This window comes from Mesorhizobium sp. WSM4813, from assembly GCF_055811555.1.
In genome coordinates this window covers 27,587-48,215 of record NZ_JBVVQU010000013.1, presented here as the reverse complement: position 1 = coordinate 48,215, position 20,629 = coordinate 27,587, and the positions used below count along the sequence as shown (strand labels likewise).

General features: G+C 62.4%; 19 protein-coding genes and 1 tRNA gene. 5 read left to right on the top strand and 15 right to left on the bottom strand.

What is annotated here, in order from left to right:
- Positions 1–50 precede the first annotated feature (50 nt).
- The 5 genes from AC0L25_RS09790 to AC0L25_RS09770 form a co-directional block, all read right to left on the bottom strand.
- A complete protein-coding gene (locus AC0L25_RS09790; protein ID WP_127248531.1) occupies positions 51–800 on the bottom strand; it encodes an electron transfer flavoprotein subunit beta/FixA family protein in 750 nt (249 codons plus the stop codon).
- Positions 801–1,114: 314 nt separating this feature from the next.
- Positions 1,115–1,915 (bottom strand): rhomboid family intramembrane serine protease, encoded by an 801-nt coding sequence (locus AC0L25_RS09785; RefSeq protein ID WP_473595301.1) that lies wholly within the window; start codon positions 1,913–1,915, stop codon positions 1,115–1,117.
- Positions 1,916–1,939: 24 nt separating this feature from the next.
- Positions 1,940–2,521: a cob(I)yrinic acid a,c-diamide adenosyltransferase gene (locus AC0L25_RS09780; protein WP_473595300.1), complete on the bottom strand. Its 582-nt coding sequence runs from the start codon at positions 2,519–2,521 to the stop codon at positions 1,940–1,942.
- A gap of 28 nt (positions 2,522–2,549) precedes the next feature.
- On the bottom strand, positions 2,550–2,741 hold the full coding sequence (locus tag AC0L25_RS09775; RefSeq protein WP_473595299.1) for a twin transmembrane helix small protein: 192 nt from the start codon (positions 2,739–2,741) through the stop codon (positions 2,550–2,552).
- 23 nt (positions 2,742–2,764) lie between these two features.
- Positions 2,765–3,631, bottom strand: a complete 867-nt coding sequence (locus AC0L25_RS09770) for an SDR family oxidoreductase (protein WP_473595298.1) — start codon at positions 3,629–3,631, stop codon at positions 2,765–2,767.
- A 57-nt stretch (positions 3,632–3,688) separates the two neighbouring features.
- Here AC0L25_RS09770 and AC0L25_RS09765 point away from each other — a divergent pair, with 57 nt between their 5' ends.
- A complete protein-coding gene (locus AC0L25_RS09765; RefSeq protein WP_352953661.1) occupies positions 3,689–4,540 on the top strand; it encodes a YihY/virulence factor BrkB family protein in 852 nt (283 codons plus the stop codon).
- Positions 4,541–4,610: 70 nt separating this feature from the next.
- Here AC0L25_RS09765 and AC0L25_RS09760 read toward each other — a convergent pair whose 3' ends face one another.
- Positions 4,611–5,486: a DMT family transporter gene (locus tag AC0L25_RS09760; RefSeq protein ID WP_473595297.1), complete on the bottom strand. Its 876-nt coding sequence runs from the start codon at positions 5,484–5,486 to the stop codon at positions 4,611–4,613.
- A 146-nt stretch (positions 5,487–5,632) separates the two neighbouring features.
- On the bottom strand, positions 5,633–6,508 hold the full coding sequence (gene gluQRS, locus AC0L25_RS09755; RefSeq protein WP_473595296.1) for a tRNA glutamyl-Q(34) synthetase GluQRS: 876 nt from the start codon (positions 6,506–6,508) through the stop codon (positions 5,633–5,635).
- Positions 6,509–6,599: 91 nt separating this feature from the next.
- Between gluQRS and AC0L25_RS09750 the strand changes: the two genes are divergently transcribed.
- Together AC0L25_RS09750 and AC0L25_RS09745 are read left to right on the top strand one after the other, a co-directional pair.
- The gene (locus tag AC0L25_RS09750) at positions 6,600–7,241 is read left to right on the top strand and encodes a DNA-3-methyladenine glycosylase family protein (RefSeq protein WP_473595295.1); all 642 of its coding nucleotides are present in this window, start codon (positions 6,600–6,602) and stop codon (positions 7,239–7,241) included.
- A gap of 129 nt (positions 7,242–7,370) precedes the next feature.
- The gene (locus AC0L25_RS09745) at positions 7,371–7,928 is read left to right on the top strand and encodes an HNH endonuclease (RefSeq protein WP_029348574.1); all 558 of its coding nucleotides are present in this window, start codon (positions 7,371–7,373) and stop codon (positions 7,926–7,928) included.
- A gap of 152 nt (positions 7,929–8,080) precedes the next feature.
- On the opposite strand, the gene AC0L25_RS09740 is transcribed toward AC0L25_RS09745, so the two are convergent.
- Positions 8,081–8,599: a disulfide bond formation protein B gene (locus AC0L25_RS09740; protein WP_473595294.1), complete on the bottom strand. Its 519-nt coding sequence runs from the start codon at positions 8,597–8,599 to the stop codon at positions 8,081–8,083.
- Between the two features lie 95 nt (positions 8,600–8,694).
- Positions 8,695–9,282, bottom strand: coding sequence for a YqaA family protein (locus tag AC0L25_RS09735; RefSeq protein WP_473595293.1), 588 nt, complete (start codon positions 9,280–9,282; stop codon positions 8,695–8,697).
- 272 nt (positions 9,283–9,554) lie between these two features.
- On the opposite strand from AC0L25_RS09735, the gene AC0L25_RS09730 reads away from it, so the two are divergent.
- Positions 9,555–9,639, top strand: a tRNA-Leu gene (locus AC0L25_RS09730).
- A gap of 125 nt (positions 9,640–9,764) precedes the next feature.
- On the opposite strand, the gene AC0L25_RS09725 is transcribed toward AC0L25_RS09730, so the two are convergent.
- From AC0L25_RS09725 to secA, 6 genes are all read right to left on the bottom strand, one after another.
- On the bottom strand, positions 9,765–10,373 hold the full coding sequence (locus AC0L25_RS09725) for a hypothetical protein (RefSeq protein ID WP_473595358.1): 609 nt from the start codon (positions 10,371–10,373) through the stop codon (positions 9,765–9,767).
- Between the two features lie 615 nt (positions 10,374–10,988).
- Positions 10,989–12,269, bottom strand: a complete 1,281-nt coding sequence (locus AC0L25_RS09720; RefSeq protein WP_473595292.1) for a GNAT family N-acetyltransferase — start codon at positions 12,267–12,269, stop codon at positions 10,989–10,991.
- Entirely contained in the window at positions 12,269–13,669 is a 1,401-nt protein-coding gene (locus AC0L25_RS09715; RefSeq protein ID WP_473595357.1) for a lipopolysaccharide biosynthesis protein, read from the bottom strand. The genes AC0L25_RS09720 and AC0L25_RS09715 overlap by 1 nt, the downstream gene beginning before the upstream one ends.
- Before the next feature lie 594 nt (positions 13,670–14,263).
- Entirely contained in the window at positions 14,264–15,346 is a 1,083-nt protein-coding gene (locus AC0L25_RS09710; RefSeq protein WP_473595291.1) for a helix-turn-helix domain-containing protein, read from the bottom strand.
- A 2-nt stretch (positions 15,347–15,348) separates the two neighbouring features.
- Positions 15,349–15,963, bottom strand: coding sequence for a hypothetical protein (locus tag AC0L25_RS09705; RefSeq protein ID WP_473595290.1), 615 nt, complete (start codon positions 15,961–15,963; stop codon positions 15,349–15,351).
- 484 nt (positions 15,964–16,447) lie between these two features.
- On the bottom strand, positions 16,448–19,174 hold the full coding sequence (secA, locus tag AC0L25_RS09700; RefSeq protein ID WP_473595289.1) for a preprotein translocase subunit SecA: 2,727 nt from the start codon (positions 19,172–19,174) through the stop codon (positions 16,448–16,450).
- A gap of 251 nt (positions 19,175–19,425) precedes the next feature.
- Between secA and AC0L25_RS09695 the strand changes: the two genes are divergently transcribed.
- Positions 19,426–20,358 (top strand): peptidylprolyl isomerase, encoded by a 933-nt coding sequence (locus tag AC0L25_RS09695; RefSeq protein ID WP_473595288.1) that lies wholly within the window; start codon positions 19,426–19,428, stop codon positions 20,356–20,358.
- Positions 20,359–20,629 lie beyond the last annotated feature (271 nt).

The following is a 20,629-nucleotide window of genomic DNA, read 5'->3' as shown; positions in this document are numbered from 1 at the left end:
ACCGGAAGCGGAGAAACCGGCCGTTTGCAGGCCGGCCTCATCGGATTTTCTTAGAGCACGCCGGCTTCGTTCTTCAGCTTGTCAATCAATTCGGCGACGCTCTTGACCTTGACGCCCGCCTTGCGGCCGCCCGGCTCCTCTGTCTTGATCACCTTCAGCCGCGGCTTGACGTCAGCGCCATAGTCGGCCGGGCTCTTCTCGTCGAGCGGCTTCTTCTTGGCTTTCATGATGTTGGGCAGCGAAGCGTAGCGCGGCTGGTTGAGGCGAAGATCCGCGGTGACAATCGCCGGCATCTTCAGCTCCACCGTCTGCAGGCCGCCATCGACCTCGCGCGTCACCTTCGCCTTGTCGCCATCGATAACGACCTTGGAAGCAAAAGTGCCTTGCGCCCAGCCCAGAAGTGCGGCCAGCATCTGGCCGGTCTGGTTCGAATCGTCGTCGATCGCCTGCTTGCCGAGGATGACCAGACCGGGCTTTTCCGCCTCGACCACGCCCTTCAGCACCTTGGCGACGCCCAGCGGCTCGGTCTGTTCGTCGGTCTTGACCAGGATGGCGCGGTCGGCGCCCATGGCGAGGGCGGTGCGCAAGGTCTCCTGCGCCTGCTGCGGCCCGATCGAGACTACGATGATCTCTTCCGCCTTGCCGGCCTCCTTCAGCCGGATCGCCTCTTCGACCGCGATCTCGTCGAACGGGTTCATCGCCATCTTGACGTTGGCGAGTTCCACCGCCGAACCGTCAGCCTTCACACGAACCTTCACATTCGCATCCACAACCCGCTTCACGGGCACAAGGATCTTCATTTGCCTGTCACCTCTTTCACGATAGCCACCTCTTTCAAGATAGTCGGGCGCGCTATAGCAGGGTGCGCCTCTTCAGAGTTGTCGAAAGCCGACATTCCGGACGGAATTCTAGTCTCCGACCGCCTAAAGCGCGTCGCATTTGACCGGCCTCCCGCGACGCGCTGTAGGTTGTGTGTTTATGCATGTCGTCATCGCAAGACCGCTGCACACTTTTGCGCGACATGCATTAGTGTGGGAAAGCTTCCGTAGTTGCGGCGACCCCGCACGTCAATATCCGGGGGTGCCCAAATCATCCGCGCCGCACTCAAATCGGTTCAGTCAGGACTGGACGCGCTTCCCCGTCCCCAGCGCGGCGCCGGCTGCGCTAGCGGGTCACTTGCCGTGGGTTCTGCAGCAGCGGGTGCCGGGCCGACGACCAGCGCGGTCTCTTCCTCAGGACCGGCAAGCAGTGGTACGGCGCGATTGCGCAAGATGAGCACCAGCACGGCCCCGGCGATGATGCCGCCGACATGGCAGGCCCAGGAAATCTGATCCTCGCCACCGGCGGCGAACATCACGATCTGGAACAGGATCCACAGGATGAGCGGGATGAAGGCCGGGATGCGCAGGGGGATGCGGGCGAAGGCCAGCACCCATACCTTCACGCGTGGGTAGAGGATCAGATAGGCGGCGACCACGCCGGCGATGGCGCCTGAGGCGCCAATCAGCGGAACTTGCGAGTCCCACGCGATCAGGCCCTGAAAGAAGGCGCCGGCGATGGCGCACAGCAGGTAGAAGATGAGAAAACGGATATGACCGAGCGCGTCCTCGACATTGTCGCCGAACACCCAGAGGAACAGCATGTTGCCGCCGAGGTGGAAAATATCGGCATGCAGGAAGGAATAGGTGACGTAGCTCAGGCTCTCCGGGATCACGACAAACTGCGGAGCCAGTTCGACGCTGTCGTGGACGACCGACGGGATGAAGCCGAGGCCCAGCACAGCGGCGTTGGTGAACTGCTCGCCGCCAAGCGCGGTGGCGAAGTAGATGAGCGTGTTGAACGCGATCAGGCCGATCGTCACATATTGCTGCTTGATGTGGCGCAGCCGGTTGGTGTCATAAAGCGGGATGAACATCGGACCCCCTCCCGCCTCGCGGATTCAGCGGTTCTTGCCGGGAACCCATAGCACGTCGGCGTTTCCATTGTCATTGACCGCGCGTGCGGCGACGAACAGAAAGTCCGATACGCGGTTGATGTATCTTATCGCCTCACGGTTGACATGCTCGCCTGGGTCCTGCGTCAAAGCCACCATGATGCGCTCGGCCCGCCGTGCCACCGTGCGGGCGAGGTGAAGGGCAGCCGCCGCCGGCGTGCCGCCGTTAAGCACGAAGGATTTGAGCGGCTGCAGGTCCTTGTTGAGCAGGTCGATGTCCTTTTCGACACGGTCGGTCTGCGCAGCGGTGATGCGCAGTGGCTCATAGCCGAGCGGCTTGCCGTCATCCGGCACGGCCAGATCGGCGCCGAGATCGAAAAGGTCGTTCTGGATGCGGCCGAGCATCGCGTCGACCGCCGGATATTTTGCTGCGGTGTGGATGCGGGCCATGCCGATGCAGGCATTGGCTTCGTCGATCGTGCCGTAGGCGTCGATGCGCAGATCGGATTTCAGCCGCCGTTCACCGGTGCCAAGGCCGGTGGTGCCGTCGTCGCCGGTGCGGGTGTAGATCTTGTTGAGCTTGACCACGCTCTGCCTCCCGAAATCGCCACCCTCGTCAGTTGCGGGTGAAATACACCGCCAGCATGATCAGCACCAATGCCACGAACTGCAGCAGCACCCGCGTCTGCATCAGCTTGTTGGAGGTCATGGCGGAGCCGCCGCGCATCATGTTGATGAGGCCGCGGATCAGCACGACCACCACGGCGACCATGACGAGGACAGCGAGGATGTTGAAGACGGTTGCCATAGTGTGTTTCCAGTCGATTGCGTTCAGGCGCGTTTGGCAAGCAGGCGGTAGAGCATTGATGCCGGCAGGATGCGTTTGAGAACAACGCCGATCCTGGCCGGCACCGTTACCACATAATGCGGACGCGGGCGCCGCGACAGAAGCGCATGGCGCAAGGCCGCATGAACCACCTCCGGCCCGGGCTTCAGCCGTGACATGCTGCCGCCGGCCTGCAGCCGTTGCAGCTGCGCCTCGTAGGCAAGGCGGTGGACGGAATTCTCACGGTCGATATTCCTTACAAACCACACAAGGCCGTTGCTGGCGATCTTCGATGTCACCGGCCCCGGCTCGATCAGCGAGACGTGGATGCCGCTGCCCTGGAGTTCCTGATGCATGCACAGCATCAGCCCTTCGATCGCATGCTTCGACGCCGAGTAGGCGCCGCGAAAGGGCAGCGGCGCCAGGCCGAGGATCGAGGAGCAGTGGACGAGACGGCCATGGCCCTGGCGGCGCATCACCGGCACGACACGGCGGGTGAGGTCATGCCAGCCGAAGACATTCGCCTCGAATTGCTCTCTGAGGGCTGCGACCGGCAGGTCCTCGACGGCGCCGGGCTGGGCGTAGGCGCCGTTGTTGAACAGGGCATCGAGCCGTCCGCCGGTCCGCTCCAGCACCGACGCCACCAGCGTCTCGATGGAACTGGGTTCGCGGTAGTCCAGATAAAAGCCCTCGATGCCATCGGCTTCGAGGGCAGCGATGTCCTCTGGCTTGCGCGCCGTCGCGAACACCCGCCACCCTTCCGCCTTCAGCGCCCGGGCGCAATAGGCGCCTATCCCGGAAGAAGCACCGGTGACGATGATGGTGCGCAACTCTTCTCCAGGGGGAAGCGTGGTTTGACCGAGGCTTGCCATTTGCCGCAATCCCTTCCCATATTCGCGGCGTCGAGACAATCGAAGGGAACGCGGTTCGTGTTGCGAAAGATCGTAGCCGTCAAACGCGTGCTCTATGACGCGTTCGGCCATTTCGATGCAGACGATGGCTGGGCGATGGCCAGTCATCTGGCGATCACGGCGCTGATGGCGCTATTCCCCTTTCTGATTTTCGCCACGACGCTGGCCAGTTTCCTCGGCGCACAGGCTTTTGCCGACACCGCCGTGCATCTCGTCTTCGACACCTGGCCAGAGCAGATCGCCAATCCGATCGCGCGCGAAGTGCTCAATGTGCTCACCGTCCAGCGCACCGACCTGTTGACCTATGGCGTGCTGCTTGCCGCCTTCTTCGCCTCGAACGGGATTGAGGCGCTGCGCACCTCGCTCAATCGCGCCTACCGCGTCTCCGAAACGCGCGGCATCATCTATCGCCGGGTGCAGAGCATCGCCTTCGTGCTGATCGCCACGGCAGGTTTTCTGGTGATCAGCGTGCTCGTGGTTTTCGCGCCCATACTGGGACGGCTGGCCGAGGCCAATTTCGAATGGGTAAAACCCTATATGGGCACGATCACGCTGTGGCGTTACATCATCGCCTCCGCCGTCATCGTCGGGGGGCTGTTCGCGGTGCATTACTGGCTGCCCGCGGGCAAGCGCCGCTTCGTCTCGATCATCCCGGGCATCATTTTTACACTGATTGCCTGGCTCATCGGGTCGACCATCTTTGCCGCCTATCTCGACCGTTTCTCGTCCTATGTGACGACCTATGCCGGCCTTGCCTCGATCATGGTCGCGGTCGTCTTCCTCTACATCGTCTCTGCGATCTTCATCCTCGGCGGCGAGCTCAACGCCGCGATCAGCCGCTATTTGGAGGCACGCGCCCGCGTTGGCTGATTCTTATTTGAACATGATCTTCTCCGAAAACCGGTTCCCACTTTTTGCTTCGCTGACCTTCGGTTCGGGATCATGCTTTGGCCGGCTGAGCGGTTGCCAGCCCGACGCCGAGCGTCGCGATCGCCATGCCGACGATCTGGACCAGATTCAATTGTTCGCCGAACAATATCCAGGCGATGACCGCGGTGACAGCCGGGACCAGATAGAACAGCGAAGCGACTTTCGACATCTCGCCGTCGCGGATCATCACCATCAACAGGAAGATGGCGCCGATCGACAGCACCAGCACCAGCCATGCCATGGCAAAGATCAGCTCGCCGTTTATAACGACGGTTCGCGTCTCGAAAGCGAGCAAGGCCAGGAGCATCAGCGATGCGCCGCCGACATATTGCCACATGGTGGCCGCCACAAGATCGCCGCCGGAGGCGAAGCGCTTCTGCCAGATCGTGCCGGCGCTCATGCCAAGCACCGAGACAAGCGAGGCTGCCAGCGTCTCGGCCGTCACGCCGCCGCCGAGCGCTCCGAGCTTCGGCCACAGCACGATGACAACACCGACCAGGCCGATGCCGAGACCGGCCCAATGGCGCGGCAGGATGGCCTCGCCGAGAAACCGGCCGGCCATCACCGCCGTGATCAGCGGCTGCAGCCCGACGATCAAGGCCGAAAGCCCGGCCGGCATGCCCCTGTGGATGGCCCAGAACACGCCACCGAGATAGACGCCATGCATCAGGATGCCCGCGCCTGTGGCGTGCAGCGCTTCCGCACGCGTCGCCCGCCTGGAACCGAGTGCTGCCATCAAGGCGGCCAAGAGGACAGCGGCCAGAACGAAGCGCGCGGCCAGGAAGGTGAAGGGCTCGGCCCATGGCATGGCGTACCGCGCGCCAATGAAGCCGGTCGCCCACAGGACGACGAAAGAGGCGGGGATGAACCGCTTGATGCTGGGCATTTTCGGAAGGCTGCCGCGTGTTCGGTGAGGGTTGACCGTCCCGACTGCTGTAATGCGGTTCAACCTGGCAAGCAAAACCAAACGGTTGATCCATAGGCTCATCCGAATTGAAGGCTGCGCTCATACTTGCGGTCGTATGCGCCGATCTAGAACCCAATCAGCCGCCGGACATCGGCCGGTGATGCGCCGGCCTCGCGCAACGCGGCAAGGCCGGTATCCGCAAAACTCTTCGACAGCTTTCGCCCGTCCGGGCCGAGGACGAGACGATGGTGGAAGTAGCTTGGTTGCGGCAGGCCGAGGATCTCCTGGAGCAGGCGCTGCACGCCGGTGGCGGAATAGAGGTCCTGGCCGCGCACGACGTGGCTGATGCCCTGCAGCGCGTCATCGACGACGACGGCGAGATGATAGCTTGTCGGGATTTCACGGCGCGCCACGATGACGTCGCCCCAGTCCTGCGGCCGGGCGTCCACCGTGCGTGTTGCGGAAAGCCTCTCATTCGAAAATTCCAGCCATGACAGGTCTGTGCCGACGCGCACCATCGCAGCATCGACGTCCAGCCGCCAGGCGAAAGGCGCATTCTCGGCAATCCGTCGCTGGCGTTCCCTCATAGGCAACGCCTTGTCGACGGCGGGATAGAGCGGCACACCGTCCGGGTCGCGTGGCCAGTCGCGGCCGCGCTTTTCGCTGTCGGCAATGAAGGCGCGGATTTCGCCACGGCTCATGAAGGCCGGATAGACGAGCTTTTCCCTGATCAGCCGATCGAGCACCGCCTGATAGTCGGCGAAATGCTCGGACTGACGGCGCACCGGTTGTTCCCAGCCAAGCCCGAGCCATTTCAGATCGCGAAAAATGCCGGCCTCGAATTCCGGCGTGCAGCGCGTCGTGTCGATGTCCTCGATGCGCAGCAAAAGGCGCCCGCCCGTTGCCCTCGCCAATTTCTGATTGAGCAGCGCCGAATAGGCATGGCCGAGATGCAGTTCGCCATTCGGGCTCGGCGCGAAGCGGAATGTCAGGAGTGTCATCCTTCGGCGGCAATCGGGTTGTGCGGCGCTTTCGCCTGTTGCTACTTTGCGCCGGATTACATCTGCCATTTTGCGCCGGGAACAAGCAGACATGCAACGCATCGCCACGCTCGACGACATCTCGCAAGGGCTCGACGCGCTCTGCCTGCTCGACCCGCGTCTTGCAAAGGTGCGCGGCATGGCCGGCGAGGTGCCGCTTCGGCTGTCCGAGCCGGGGTTCAGAAGCCTTGCCTCGATCATCGTTTCGCAGCAGGTTTCCCGCGCCAGCGCCGACGCGATCTTCGGGCGGCTGACAAAACTCGTCGATCCGTTGACGCCGCAAGCCATCCTTGCCGCCGACGAAGCCATCTTTCGCGAGGCCGGACTGTCGCGGCCGAAGCAGCGCGGCCTGATCGCCGTGGCCCAGGCGGTGGTCGATGGCCTCGACCTCGATCACCTCTGCTTGCTCGACGCCACGGAGGCGATCACGGCGATGACCAAGGTGTCAGGCATCGGCCCGTGGACGGCGGAAGTCTATCTTTTGTTCGCCGCCGGCCACCCCGATGTCTTCCCGGCACGCGATGTTGCCCTGCAGAGCGCGGTCGGCCACGCGCTCGGCATCGACCCGCGTCCGCCCGAGAAAACACTGATCGAGCTCGCCGAATCATGGAGCCCGTGGCGAGGTGTCGCATCGCGGCTTTTTTGGGCGTATTATCGCGAATTGAAGGGCAGGGACGCAGCGCCTCCGGCCTGAATTCACAAAAAAGCATTGAAATCAGCCGCTTTTGGCGTGGCGTTTGATCGACAAGCCGCTTCACATCCCTGTCATGTCGGGCTTACAGTATCCACGCCGATCGGTTCTAGAACCAAGGAGGTCAATAACGTGACGGTTGCCGTATCTCCGGATGGGCTTCCAGCACTGGTGCTGAACGCGGATTACCGTCCGCTCAGCTATTACCCCCTGTCGCTCTGGTCGTGGCAGGACGCCATCAAGGCGGTGTTCCTCGAGCGGGTGAACATCGTCGCCGAATACGAGCACGCCGTGTCGTCGCCGACCTTCTCGATGAAGCTGCCGAGCGTCGTCAGCCTAAAGGCCTATGTGAAGCCGTCGCGGCATCCGGCCTTCACCCGCTTCAACGTGTTCCTGCGCGACCGTTTCCAGTGCCAGTATTGCGGCACGCCGGAGGATCTGACCTTCGACCATGTCGTTCCCCGCCATCGCGGCGGCGCGACGACGTGGGAGAATGTCGTCGCCGCCTGCTCGCCGTGCAATCTGAGGAAGGGCGGCATGATGCCGGCGCACGCCAAGATGTGGCCGCTGCAGAAGCCCTACCAGCCGACGGTGCATGATCTGCACAACAACGGCCGCCTGTTTCCGCCCAACCATTTGCATGAAAGCTGGATGGATTATCTGTACTGGGATGTCGAACTGGAACCATAGAGTTTCGGCAGAAATCCGCGAGCCCGGCCGCCTGACGCAGCTTTCTGCGCTCCCGGTGCTCACGTAATTGAATACGCTCCGCTCCGGTTCTCGAAAGCCGCGTCACCCGATCCGGCCTGACGAATTTCTGGACCAACTCTGCGCTGTGCCGCTCAGTCGCGGGCAAAGGCGCCGCGGAACGCTATGACCGCCAGGACAAGGCTGGCGATGGCGTTCCAGCCGGCCAGCGACAGGCCGAGGATGCGCAGTGCCGCCTTGTCGCAGGACGGCGGGACGAATTGGTCGAGCGCGTCGAGCACGCCCTTGCCGCCGGTGTCCACCGGTCCTGCAGCCGCCGCACAATCGGTCGGCCCCGGCCACCACGCCCATTCGACGCCGGAATGATAGACGCCGAGATAGACGCCGTAGGCCATCAGCAGGCCGCCGACGGCCAGCAGGCCGCGTGTCAGCCAAGCCGGCCAGCGCAGCGCCGACGACAGCACCGCAAGCAGCATCAGCGGCGCGCCGATGTAGTAGGGGGTGCGCTGCTCCAGGCAGAGCTTGCACGGGATGTAGCCGCCCAGATACTGGAAGGCCAGCGCCGAGCCGACCGTGGCGGCCATGGCGACGGCGAGGAACACCGCCGTCCGCATGTGCTGGCGCCCTGTGTCGGCATTCACGGTCGCTGTCATCGATCTACCGTCCATTCCCGTCAGAGCAAAGGATGGGTCAATTTGAACATCCTTGCTCTAGCCCGGACTTCTCATACTAGCCCGGACTTCTCATTCTAGAAGGCGTATTTGACGACGATATAGAGCGAAATCAGGGCAGCGGCGCCGGCGCCCGCGATCATGCCAAGGCGCTTTTCGATGAACTCGCGAATCGGTTCGCCATAGCGGCGCAGAAGCCAGGCGAGGAACAGGAAGCGGGCGCCACGCGCCACGATAGCCAGCACGATGAACAGCAGGAGATTGACGCCGATGACGCCGGACAGGATCGTCACCACCTTGATCGGCGGCAGATGGGCGAGGCCGGAGGTGATCAGCATCAGGATGATGAAGCCGACGCCCGACGAGACGCGCAGCGCCTCGAAGTCGTCATACTTGCCGTAGAATTCGAGGATCGGCTTCGCGACCGTGTCGTACGCATAATGGCCGATGTACCAGCCGGCGATGCCGCCCAGAACGGAGGCCAGCGTGGCGACCAGCGCGTAGCGATAGGCGCGATCCGGCCGCGACAGCGCCATCGGCAGGTAGAGCACATCGGCCGGCACGAGAAATACCGAGCTTTCGACGAAAGCGATGAAGGCCAGCCACCATTCGGCGGATTTCTTTGCCGCCAGCGACAAGGTCCAGTCGTAAAGTCCGCGAAGCATCGGCACCCCTAATGTATGTCGCCCAAATGCGCAGCGGTTTTGGGATAACGACATGCATAAAAACAAAGACCAACGCGCGCCACATGAATCTCTCCAGCCGCGACGCGCTTTAATGCGCCGCTTGTCTAGAAAGATTTTTCGCGCTGCACAATGGCCAGAGCTTCACGAAATCGAAAGGCTGGGGTTGAGCGAAGGCCGCATGCCGGGAATTGGCCAGTTGACGAACAGGCCTCCAACCGTATAGTCCGCGCCCATCCAGGCCTCAGGCCTGAGCCCCTATGGCGGAATTGGTAGACGCGCTCGACTCAAAATCGAGTTCCGCAAGGAGTGCTGGTTCGATCCCGGCTAGGGGCACCATTGCCAACCCAAGAAAACCTTGGAAGCTCGGTGGGAGGTTACCCCAGGCGCACCCTGGGATAACTGCAATCGAGGCCCAGGCCGGTCCTTCCTGATTAGATCGGACTCCGTAGCTCAGGTCGCCATCACATCGGCCCCGGCACCATCTTGGTCGGCTGCTCCGGCATCGGAAACGCGTAATTGTCGCATTTCACGTCCGGGTTCGTCGGGCTGAACATTCCAAGGGGGTTGTCCTTGAACAGCCAGGCGTGAAGATCGTAATGGTAGAACTCCACCGGGATAAGCGGATAATGTCCCTCCATCGGCCCCTGGAAGGTCTGTCCAAAGAGTTTCGGCGGCTCCTTGGTGTCGGGCGTCAGCGGAACAAGCCATTCCACGGCCACTAGGCGCAAGCCGCCGTCGACCGGCTCATAGATGAGGACATTGGGGCGCGTCGGATCTGGTGTCGGGCTGACGCTCCCGACGTTGACGAAATGAATGCCCATCGCGCCCTTAGGATAATCCATAGCTCCAGCCACTTTTTCGCCGCTGTAATAAACGCATCCGACCGTCGACAGATAGAGGTCGCGGATGGCGGCCTTGTAGTCTTCGTACTTCGCTAGCGATTTTTTCAGGGCATCGATTTCGGCCTTGTCCGGCTCGGCAGCCTGACCTGCAGCCGCAGTCAGGCAGGCGCCGATGAGGCCGATCAAAGCGAGAATACTGCGGCGCCTGAAGTGCGTTGTTTTCGTCATGCATTCCTCCCAGATTTTTTTGTTCTGGCCGTGCAAGGCGGCAATGATGCCAGTTGCGCGGCCGTATTACCGCCGATGCTAATCCTTTCCGCTGGTTGGGAGAATTAATCCTGATGACCTAGGTCTTCGACTGTGCCTTCGTCATCCCAGGGCGGAGCAAGGAGCGAAGCGACGCGGCGCAGACCCTGGGATCCATGCCGTGACATCCGCCGAAGAATGCAGCGGTTCAGAATAAAAGCGCTCCGTAGCGCTCCTTCGCGCCCCCCTCTGTCCTGCCGGACATCTCCCCCACTTGTGGGGAGATCGGCCGTCACCACCGGCTTCGCGAATCGCTACCGTCGCAGGAGCGAGCGGAGCGCTGAAGCTGCCAATCTCCCTCCTTGTGGGGGAGATGTCCGGCAGGACAGAGGGGGGCGCTGTCCCTCGGCATTAAAAGTCCTGCACCGTGGCAACGCTCTTGCGTAACGGCATGGATTCCAGGGTCTGCGCGACGTCGCTTCGCTCCTGCTCCGCCCTAGGATGACGAAGTGGAGGTTTCGGCTAATCCTAGCGGTTTGCGATTGCCACTGATGGGAATTATCGACTTCCACTGTGAAACCAGCAGCACCACCAAGCCTACCGCCGTCCCAGCAAGCTCTTCATCCGGTTCCGCAGCAGGCGCGCCATGTTGCGGGTTTCGCGGTAGAGGTGAAGCTGCGACGCCGCCTGGCGGGCGAGGCGGTCGGCGTCCGGCGTCAGGCCGATGACCAGTGTGCCGATCGGCCTGCGCTCCATCCATAGCCGGCTCATCACCGGATGGTCGGGCACGGCGCAGGAATCGGTCATCATGATGTTGGGATCGTCGAGGTGCTGCCTGGTCACCTCGATCATCAGCAGCGTGCCCGGCGAATAGGCGGCGAGCGTCTCGTCATAGGCCGTCTTCCAGGTGTAGGCGACGCCGGCCTCGACGAAGACGATCAGGCTGGCGATGGTGCGGTCGTCGAGCGTCAGCGAATGGATGCGGCACAGATCCTGTTCGGCCAGCCGGTGCACGGCCTCACGGGCGAAGGCGGCGCGGTAGCGGTCGACGGCCATGGCGGTGCGCTCGCGGCCTTTCCAGCCGGCTGCTTCCAGCGTCAGGAAGCGTTCAATGGCATGGCGGATGTTTTCCGGTCCGCGCGCCACCAGATGCTCCAGCCTGCCGAGATCGGCAAGGCGGCGCTTCAGGCGGCGGAACTCGCGATAATGGTGCGAGCGCAGCGAGGCCTTCAGATAGTCATCGCCGTCGATCTCGCTTTCGAGCATCGGGCGTTCGGCCTTGCCGGTGGTGACCAGCGTCAGGCCACGCGTCTCGGCGACTGTCGCCAGCAGGCTGGCCACCGGGCCGTCGAGGCGGATGTCGGGCAGCACCAAGACTTTCGGCAGCTTGAGATGCGGCCGCGACAGCATCGAGAAGAAATCCTCGATGACGCCGACGGGATCGTCACGGTCGACCAGCGGCGTGCCGATCGGGCCGAACGGGCTCGACCATGTGCGCATGACCCGTACACCGAGCGGCATCGCCGGCCGCTCCACCGAGAACGGCACCAGCAAACGCAGCCGGTTGCGGTATTCGTCGCCGTCGCGGATGACCGCCAGCCGCACCTCGCGGTCTTCCAGCCTCGGCATGGCAGGCGCCAGGAAGCGCGGGTTGAAGAAGACGTTGGGCTCGATGGTGCGGGTGCAGAGATAATCGAGTTCCTCGACCAGATCGAAGCCGGCGGAGGCCGGGTAGACGGCCAGTTTGCGCTCGGGCCGGTCGTTGGCCAGCAGCTCGAGATGGGCCGGGTCGGCTTCACGAGCGAGCCCGGCGAGGCCGGACACCATGGCGCCGGCCGGGCCGCCGCTGGTTTCCTCGAGCAACGGGATGGCAGCCATCATGCGGCTCCTTCGGCGGCTACGAAAATGGCCATGACGATGCCGAGCCTGCGCCAGACCGTGAAGGACAGCGCGCCGGCCTCGAAGATCATGGCGAAGGCGGTGGCCATCGCCGCGCCCCACAGGCCGAAAAGCGGAATCAGCACCAGATTGAGGCCGATGTTGAAGGCCAGCGTCATGGCGTAGACGGCGGCGCAGATGTTCTGGTTGCCGCTCATGGTGAGCAGGCTTTCGCAGGGACCGACGGCGGCGCGGGCGACGACGCCGAAGACCAGCAGGAACAACAGCGGGTAGCCGGCTACGAATTCAGGCCCGAACAGGCTCAGCATCGGCTCGCCCAGCACCAGCACCAGCAGCGCCATCAGCAGCGACGGCCAGAACGTCCAAGACACCGTTTCGCGGGCGAAGGCGGCGAGCTTTTCGGGCTCGCCATGGGTGAATTGCGCGTAGCGCTGGGCGACGCCCGCCTTGACCGCGAAATAGACGAAATGCACCAGCGCCAGCGTTTTCACTGTGGCGAAATACACGGCGACGTCGTTGGGGTTCATATAGGCGCCGACCATCAGCACGTCGGCATTGGTGAGCAGGAAGAAAAAACCTTCGACCAGGAAGATCGGCAGCGACACGAGGAACCACTGCGCGAAATGCACCTTCTTCGGCCCGGCCGGGATATTCCTGTCCATGCGCGCGGTGACGCCGATGAGTTGAGCGAGCGTGGTGGCATAGGCGGCGGCGATCGAGGCGAAGATCGCGGTCCTGGCGTCGGGCGCAAAGCCGACCAGAAGCATCAGCGCCATGAGCGCCAGGATCAGCACCGGCCGCACCAGATAGGTCGGCGCCAGCGCAAACAGCGCCCATGAGTTGGCCCGCGCCAGCCCCTGCAGCAGGTCGGACATGGCGATCATCGGCATGCAGATGAAGCCGAGGATGAACGGCACGACATAGTAGTTTTCGATAAAGGGTGAGAGCAGCCAGACGCCGAGCGCGCCGAAGCCGGCGATCGCGGTCGAGGCAACAAGCACGAACAGGCGGCTGGTCAGCACGATGCCGCGCAGTTCGGCCAGCATGTTGCGCTCGCGGTATTCGGGAATGAAGCGGATGACCGAAGTGTGGAAGCCGAGGCAGGCGAGGTTGCCGACGATGACCATCGTCACCCAGACGAGGACGAAGATGCCGTATTCGAACGAGCCGATCCAGCGCGCCATCAGCACCTGGCTGACGAAGGCGATGGCGGCGCTGACGATGCGGATGGAAAAGGCGATGAGCGACATGCGGCCGGCTTCGCCGCGCTCGTCGGCGGTGAACAGCACGGCATCGACGCGGCCAAGCAGCGGCTTTACGCGCAGCGCAAGGCGCTGCGGCAGGAACCGCCCGGCTGTCGTCGCCGCGGAAAAGCGCACCCTGATCACACTCCGTTTTCCGCTTCTTTTCTGGCTCTGCGTCTAACGAAGACAGATTAAGAAACGGTTGGGTGAGGTGGCGGAATGCTCCCTTCTCCCCGTTCACGGGGAGAAGGTGCCGGCAGGCGGATGAGGGGCGGCGCCGGGGCGTTGCGTCGTACTCTCTGCGCGCGGGGCCGGGAATAAACGGCATTCTGCTTGAGGCATTCGTGGATTTTTGTGCCGCAGATTGATGGGGTCTATGTGAGCGCCGTTTATGGGAAAACCAACTAGGCAGAAGGGGAAAGGCGCTCCCTTTCTGAAGCAGCGCGGCCATCCCGATCCTCAAAAACCCGGACGACCAACCCCTGTCACCGAGGATGTCGGCCTTTTTTCATTCGCTTCACTACGTTGGAAAGAAGCGGTTCATCGGCCATCGGGTTGATCAGATATTTACGTGCTTTGAGTTGATCACGATTACATGTCTCCGATCACTGAGCCTTTGTAGAAGCCACGCTTGCAGAACGTTTCGGCATCCACAAGCACCTTGGTTTCAGGCAGCTTGTCCACGCTCCTGCTCTCTGAACTTTTATGCTAAGTGCCAAGTATAAGTTTTCAGTTGATTATCCGGAGCGTCGGACGCGTTGGATGATCTTCGGAGATCGCGCCGTAAAGTTCCTTGAATTCCCACTCCCTGACGCGTGACATTTTAACAAGCTCGGCCACATCAAATCCCAAATCGTCCAAATGAGACTTGATAATTGTAGGAAGGACCGTCGGCGGATCGAAAGGAAAATCGAGGCTCGCCGGTTCTCTGGTCCGCCATCCTCGCGCGCTTATCTGCTGCCAGAGATATCGCGCTTGATTTTCGGTTACGACGTTAAGGCTCTGCGCCGACATCAAAAGGCTCTGCATCGAAACCCGCCACTCCTTTTTTAGAGAGGCAAGAAGTTCGAGCGTTATCTTTCGTCCTCGGAAAACCTCCACAAGCTCGCGGGGCGGCAGCAGAAACGCAGAGGCGAACTGGTTGGCTTCGTCTTCCATGAGAGCAGTCGGGAACCGGTGCATAATCAAATGTCCCAACTCATGCGCCAGCGTAAACCGGAGCCGATCTGCCGGATGATCCTTATTTACGAGCACAAGCGGTGGGCGACCTGGGGCTGCAAATGTTACGCCGCTGACCGGAGCGCCGTGGAACGATGACTCGCCCACAACGATCCCGGCTTTTTCCATGAGCCTCGTGAGGTTCTTTATCGGCCCGCTGGTAACTTTCCAGTGCGCCCTCACCACCGATGCTATTTTCGGGATCGACCCATATAGCTCGACGTCCAAAACCGGAAGCTCATTCACAGGATTGAAATCGACATTCTCCATAAAGCGCCGAAGATGGAAAAGACGAACGTTCAATTCAGCCGTGATCATATCAACATCACGCGCAGAGACTTCTGACTTCTTGCCGCGCAGCATGGTATGAACGCTGACAGGGGGGCCGTAGACGGTATCCTGTATTGTGAAGAACTCCGCTGGAAGATCGAAGGTTTGGGACGCGCCTTCGATGAACTCAGCATCAGGCTCGACCAGCCCATTTTCCATCCGAGAGAGAACCGCCTGCGCGATCCCCAAATCGTCAGCGGCCTTCTTTTGTGTGAATCCTCTTAGTTGCCGCGCGAGGCGCAGCAAATCTCCAAACGTTGCCATGGCTATTCGCGTTCGGCTGTTTCTTCGGAAGGCTTGTCTTTTGGCGTGACAAGCGGCTGATCGTCATCCGGCTCGCGCGTCGGGAAGACCACGACGCCGCTACCGCCAGCCTCACCAGCATCCTCTATTGGATACGACCACAGGACACGGTCATTGTCGCGAGCCACGACCAATATAGTCTGTACCTCGGTGCCGATATCGTTCGCCGACCAAACGAATTCGACCTTGGCTGCCTCCGGCGGAAAGCCCGGCAACGTCTGCTGCGGGTCAATAAAATCAATCACTGCTTGTGTAGGGATATTCTGCCCCAAATGGTCTTCGTCACCCTTTTTGAATCGACCGATAACCTTGTCACCAAAACAGAATTTCACCGTTTGAGCCTCATCAAGAACGCGTACTGACTGGTCTAAGCCGAATTCCGTGCGCGCATGGCGAGCGATGGCGTCGAATACGTAGTTGGTGACAGTGCGGGGATAGAGAACCGGAGGGAAACCCTTCGCCGCCCTGCATTCTGAAACGGACAGCCATTCATTGAAGCCAAGCATCACGACCGCTTTGATGCGAGCATGATATGGCGCCAGAGCCTCACGCACGTCAGATTCAGAATATTGATCCATTGATTCGGTCCCCGAGTGGTTCGCCACCTTAACTCAGCGTTTTGCAAAATCAACAAAAAAAATTCAAAACCTATTTTTCTTCCGAATTCCAGTGGCTTGCGACCTTCGCGAAATCTTGGCCGCCGCTCCGGCGTGATGTTTCTCGGCGCGCTTCTTTCACCCTTCGACCTAACGCATGCGCAGCCAGATCGTCCTTCACGTCGTCGCTTCCTCGCCGGTGGCAATGCGCATCACGCGGACGGCGTTGCCGATCCGTAATAAGTATTTCCGGTGCGCCGGCGGGACGGCGCCCCCCTCTGGCCTGCCGGCCATCTCCCCCACAGGTGGGAAGATTGGGTGTCACCTCGGCTTTCGCCAATCGCCAACGTTGAAGAGGCCTGATCAGGTGAAGCTGGCCGATCTCCCCCACGTGGGGGAGATGTCCGGCAGGACAGAGGGGGCGCTGTCCCGCTGACTTATTCAAATAACCGAAAATGACGCCCCTTTACGCAAACGCCCCATGACAATGCTTGTACTTTTTCCCCGAACCGCACGGACAGGCCTCGTTGCGGCCGACCTTCCCCCAGGTGGCGGGGTTGTTGGGGTCGCGGTTTTCGGGGGCGACGATGGCGTTGGTCTCCTGGCGAACCAGAAGCCCGGTCTCGCCGAAATCGTCCTCGCCGGTGGTGCCGTCGAGATGGCTGCCGAACATGTCGGGCGCCTCGGGCGGCGGCGCTTCGGCGGCCTGGCGGACCAGCTCGACGCGCATCAGCTGTGCGGTGACGGCCTGGCGCAGATTGCCGAGCATCGCCTGGAACAGCTCGAACGCCTCGCCCTTGTATTCCTGCAGCGGGTCGCGCTGGGCGTAGCCGCGGAAGCCGACCACAGAGCGCAGGTGGTCGAGGTTGACGATGTGCTCGCGCCACAGATGGTCGAGCGTCTGCAGCACCACCGAGCGCTCGACATAGGTCATCACGTCGGGGCCGAAGCGCTCGGCACGCTCCTTGGCGGCAGTCTCGGCGGCCTGACTGATGCGCTCGCGGATGTCGTCCTCGGCAATGCCCTCTTCCTTGACCCAGTCCTCGATCGGCAGGTCGAGATTGAGGAATTCGGCGACCTCGGCCTTGAGGCCGGCGACGTTCCACTGCTCGGCGTAGGCGTTTTCGGGAATAGCCTTGGCGACGATCTCCTCGATGACACCCTCGCGCATCTCGGCGATGGTCTCGGAAAGGCCTTCACCGTCCATCAGCTCGAGACGCTGCTCGAACACCACCTTGCGCTGGTCGTTCGAGACATCGTCATATTTCAGCAGGTTCTTGCGGATGTCGAAGTTGCGCGCCTCGACCTTCTTCTGCGCCTTTTCCAGCGCCTTGTTGATCCAGGGGTGGATGATCGCCTCGTCTTCCTTGAGGCCGAGCTTCTGCAGCATGCCGTCCATGCGCTCGGAGCCGAAGATGCGCATCAGATCGTCCTGCAGCGACAGGAAGAACTTTGAGCGGCCGGGATCGCCCTGGCGGCCTGAGCGGCCGCGCAACTGGTTGTCGATGCGGCGGCTTTCATGGCGTTCGGTGGCGAGCACGTAGAGGCCGCCGGCGGCGAGCGCCTTTTCCTTCAGCCGGGCGACGTCGTCGCGGATCGCCTTTTCCCTGGCTTCGCGCTCGGGGCCTTCAGGCATATCGCCAAGCTCCTCGGCGATGCGCATGTCGGCATTGCCGCCGAGCTGGATGTCGGTGCCGCGGCCGGCCATGTTGGTGGCGATGGTGATGGCGCCGGGTTTTCCAGCCTGGGCGACGATCGCCGCCTCACGCTCGTGATGGCGGGCGTTCAGCACCTCGAAATCGGTAAAACCTTCCTTGCGCAGACGCGCGGCCAGCTGCTCGGATTTCTCGATCGAGGTGGTGCCGACCAAGGTCGGCTGGCCCTTGGCGCGGGCTTCCTTGATCTCCTTGACGATCGCCTTGTACTTCTCCTCGACGGTCCGGTAGACCTCGTCGTCCTCGTCGATGCGGATCACCGGCAGATTGGTCGGGATCTCGGTAACGTCGAGATTGTAGATGTTGCCGAATTCCTCGGCCTCGGTCAGCGCCGTGCCGGTCATGCCGGCGAGCTTCTTGTAGAGGCGGAAATAGTTCTGGAAGGTGACGGAGGCGAGCGTCTGGTTCTCCGGCTGGATCGCCACATGCTCCTTGGCTTCGAGCGCCTGGTGCAGTCCTTCCGAATAGCGGCGGCCCGGCATCATGCGGCCGGTGAATTCGTCGATGATGACGATCTCGCCGTTGCGCACGATATAGTCCTTGTCCTTCTGGAACAGCTGGTGCGCCTTCAGGGCATTGTTGACGTGGTGGACGATGGCGACGTTCTCGACGTCGTAGAGCGACTCGCCTTTGAGCAGACCGGCGTCGCGCAAAAGGTTCTCCAGCTTCTCGGTGCCCTCCTCGGTGAAGATCGAGGTCTTCTGCTTCTCGTCGATCTCGTAGTCGGCCGGCTCGAGCTTCAGCATGAAGGCGTCGATGGTGTTGTACATTTCCGAACGGTCCTCGAGCGGACCGGAGATGATCAGCGGCGTGCGCGCTTCGTCGACCAGGATGGAGTCGACCTCGTCGACGATCGCGTAGCTGTGGCCGCGCTGCACCATCTGGGCGCGCTCGAATTTCATGTTGTCGCGCAGGTAGTCGAAGCCGAGCTCGTTGTTGGTGGCGTAGGTGACGTCGGCGGCGTAGGCGGCGGCGCGTTGCTCGTCGGACAGGCCATGGACGATGACGCCGACGGTAAGGCCGAGGAATTTATAGACGCGGCCCATCCATTCGGAGTCGCGCGTGGCAAGATAGTCGTTGACGGTTACGACATGGACGCCCTTGCCGGCGAGTGCGTTGAGATAGACCGGCAGCGTGGCGACCAGCGTCTTGCCCTCGCCGGTGCGCATCTCGGCGATGCCGCCATTGTGCAGCACCATGCCGCCGATCAGCTGGACGTCGAACGGGCGCATGCCGAGCACGCGGCGCGCCGCCTCGCGCACGGTGGCGAAGGCCGGCACCAGCAGATCATCGAGGCTGGCGCCGTTGGCGACGTCCTGGCGGAATTTTTCCGTGCGGGCCGTCAGCTCGGCGTCGGAGAGCGCCCGCATCTCGTTTTCCATGGCATTGATCGCTTCGACGCGCGGTCGGGTCGACTTGACCCGGCGATCGTTGGAGGAGCCGAAAACCTTACGGGCGAGACCGCCAAAACTGACCATTCAATGGTCCTTTCGATAGCATTCCAAGTCGTTGCGACGGGTGCCGGCGGCCCCATCAAATCCACGTGAAACGCGGACAAACGCAAAAAGCGCCCGGAAAACGGTTCTGGACGCAAAGTCGTTGGACAGATAAGAGGGGGCTCAATCGATGTCAACGGCGCGCTCGCCCTGACGACCGTGCCAAATTCCGCCACAATCCGGCTGGTCTGGAAGCCATCACGCTCTAGCTATCCCCTATTGGAGTTAATCGTATGTCCTCATTGTTCCGCCGCGCGTCGCTCGCCAGCCTCGGCCTGGCATTCGGGCTGTCGGCTTTGTCGCTGTCGCCACTGATGGCGCAGGACACTGCGCCTGCCCAACCAGCCCCGGCCCAACCGGCCGCCCCCGCCCAGCCGGCAGCACCTGTCGATCCGAACGCCGTGGTCGCCACGATCAACGGCCAGACGCTGACCGAGGCAGACCTTGCGCTTGCCGAAGGCGAGCTGTCGCAGCAGTTCGCGCAGATGCCGCCCGAACAGCGCCGCGCCGCAGCACTTTCGGCGGCGATCGAAATCAAGGTCATGGCCGCCCAGGCGGTTACCACCGGCCTGGACAAGAATCCCGACTTCCAGCGCCGCATGGCGTTCCTGCAGCAGCGCGCCCTGCATGGCGAGATGGTCGAGAAGGATGTCGTCGGCAAGGTCACGGATGCCGAGGTTCGCGCCCGCTACGACCAGGAAATCGCCAACACACCGCCGAGAAACGAGGTGCATGCCCGTCACATCCTCGTGAAGTCGAAGGAAGAGGCCGACGCCATCATCAAGCAGCTCGACGGCGGCGCCGATTTCCAGAAACTCGCCAACGAGCACACCAGCGATCCGAGCGGCAAGACCAGCGGCGGCGATCTCGGCTGGTTCGGGCCCGGCCAGATGGTGCCGGAGTTCGACAAGGCGGTCTTTGCGCTGGCGGTCGGCAAATACACCGAGCAGCCGGTGCAGTCGCAGTTCGGCTGGCACGTCATCCAGGTCGAGGACAAGCGCGCCAAGCAGCCGCCGGCCTTCGACCAAGTCAAGGACCAGGCCCGTCAGGCGGTCATCCGCGACAAATACATCGCGCTGGTCAAGTCGCTGCGCGCCGAGGCCAAGGTCGAGATCCCGGACGAGAATCTGAAGAAGACGGTCGACGCGCTGGAAGGCGCCAAGTAGGCGCGCCATCGGTGAAGCTGCAGATCTCCCCCCTTGCGGGGAGATGCCCGGCAGGGCAGCGGGGGTGCTGTCCCTCCGACCTCTCAAGACTTGGGTTCCTCGCCCACCGCGAAGCGGGGGAGAGGTGGCCGCGAAGCGGCCGGAGAGGGGGCTTCGTAGAGCGCGGCCCCCTCTCCGTGGGGGGGGGGGGGGGGCCCCCCCCCCCCCCCGGGGGGGGGGGGGGGGGGCCGCGGGGGGGGGGGGGGGGGGGGGGCGCCGCCCCGGCCCCACG

What these genes read in the sequence shown, in the direction of transcription:
- AC0L25_RS09790 (WP_127248531.1), bottom strand. Translation starts at nt 800, where the DNA reads ATGAAGATCCTTGTGCCCGTGAAGCGGGTTGTGGATGCGAATGTGAAG.
- AC0L25_RS09785 (WP_473595301.1), bottom strand. Translation starts at nt 1,915, where the DNA reads ATGTTCATCCCGCTTTATGACACCAACCGGCTGCGCCACATCAAGCAG.
- AC0L25_RS09775 (WP_473595299.1), bottom strand. Translation starts at nt 2,741, where the DNA reads ATGGCAACCGTCTTCAACATCCTCGCTGTCCTCGTCATGGTCGCCGTG.
- AC0L25_RS09770 (WP_473595298.1), bottom strand. Translation starts at nt 3,631, where the DNA reads ATGGCAAGCCTCGGTCAAACCACGCTTCCCCCTGGAGAAGAGTTGCGC.
- AC0L25_RS09760 (WP_473595297.1), bottom strand. Translation starts at nt 5,486, where the DNA reads ATGCCCAGCATCAAGCGGTTCATCCCCGCCTCTTTCGTCGTCCTGTGG.
- gluQRS (WP_473595296.1), bottom strand. Translation starts at nt 6,508, where the DNA reads ATGACACTCCTGACATTCCGCTTCGCGCCGAGCCCGAATGGCGAACTG.
- AC0L25_RS09750 (WP_473595295.1), top strand. Translation starts at nt 6,600, where the DNA reads ATGCAACGCATCGCCACGCTCGACGACATCTCGCAAGGGCTCGACGCG.
- AC0L25_RS09740 (WP_473595294.1), bottom strand. Translation starts at nt 8,599, where the DNA reads ATGACAGCGACCGTGAATGCCGACACAGGGCGCCAGCACATGCGGACG.
- AC0L25_RS09735 (WP_473595293.1), bottom strand. Translation starts at nt 9,282, where the DNA reads ATGCTTCGCGGACTTTACGACTGGACCTTGTCGCTGGCGGCAAAGAAA.
- AC0L25_RS09725 (WP_473595358.1), bottom strand. Translation starts at nt 10,373, where the DNA reads ATGACGAAAACAACGCACTTCAGGCGCCGCAGTATTCTCGCTTTGATC.
- AC0L25_RS09720 (WP_473595292.1), bottom strand. Translation starts at nt 12,269, where the DNA reads ATGGCTGCCATCCCGTTGCTCGAGGAAACCAGCGGCGGCCCGGCCGGC.
- AC0L25_RS09710 (WP_473595291.1), bottom strand. Translation starts at nt 15,346, where the DNA reads ATGGCAACGTTTGGAGATTTGCTGCGCCTCGCGCGGCAACTAAGAGGA.
- AC0L25_RS09705 (WP_473595290.1), bottom strand. Translation starts at nt 15,963, where the DNA reads ATGGATCAATATTCTGAATCTGACGTGCGTGAGGCTCTGGCGCCATAT.
- secA (WP_473595289.1), bottom strand. Translation starts at nt 19,174, where the DNA reads ATGGTCAGTTTTGGCGGTCTCGCCCGTAAGGTTTTCGGCTCCTCCAAC.
- AC0L25_RS09695 (WP_473595288.1), top strand. Translation starts at nt 19,426, where the DNA reads ATGTCCTCATTGTTCCGCCGCGCGTCGCTCGCCAGCCTCGGCCTGGCA.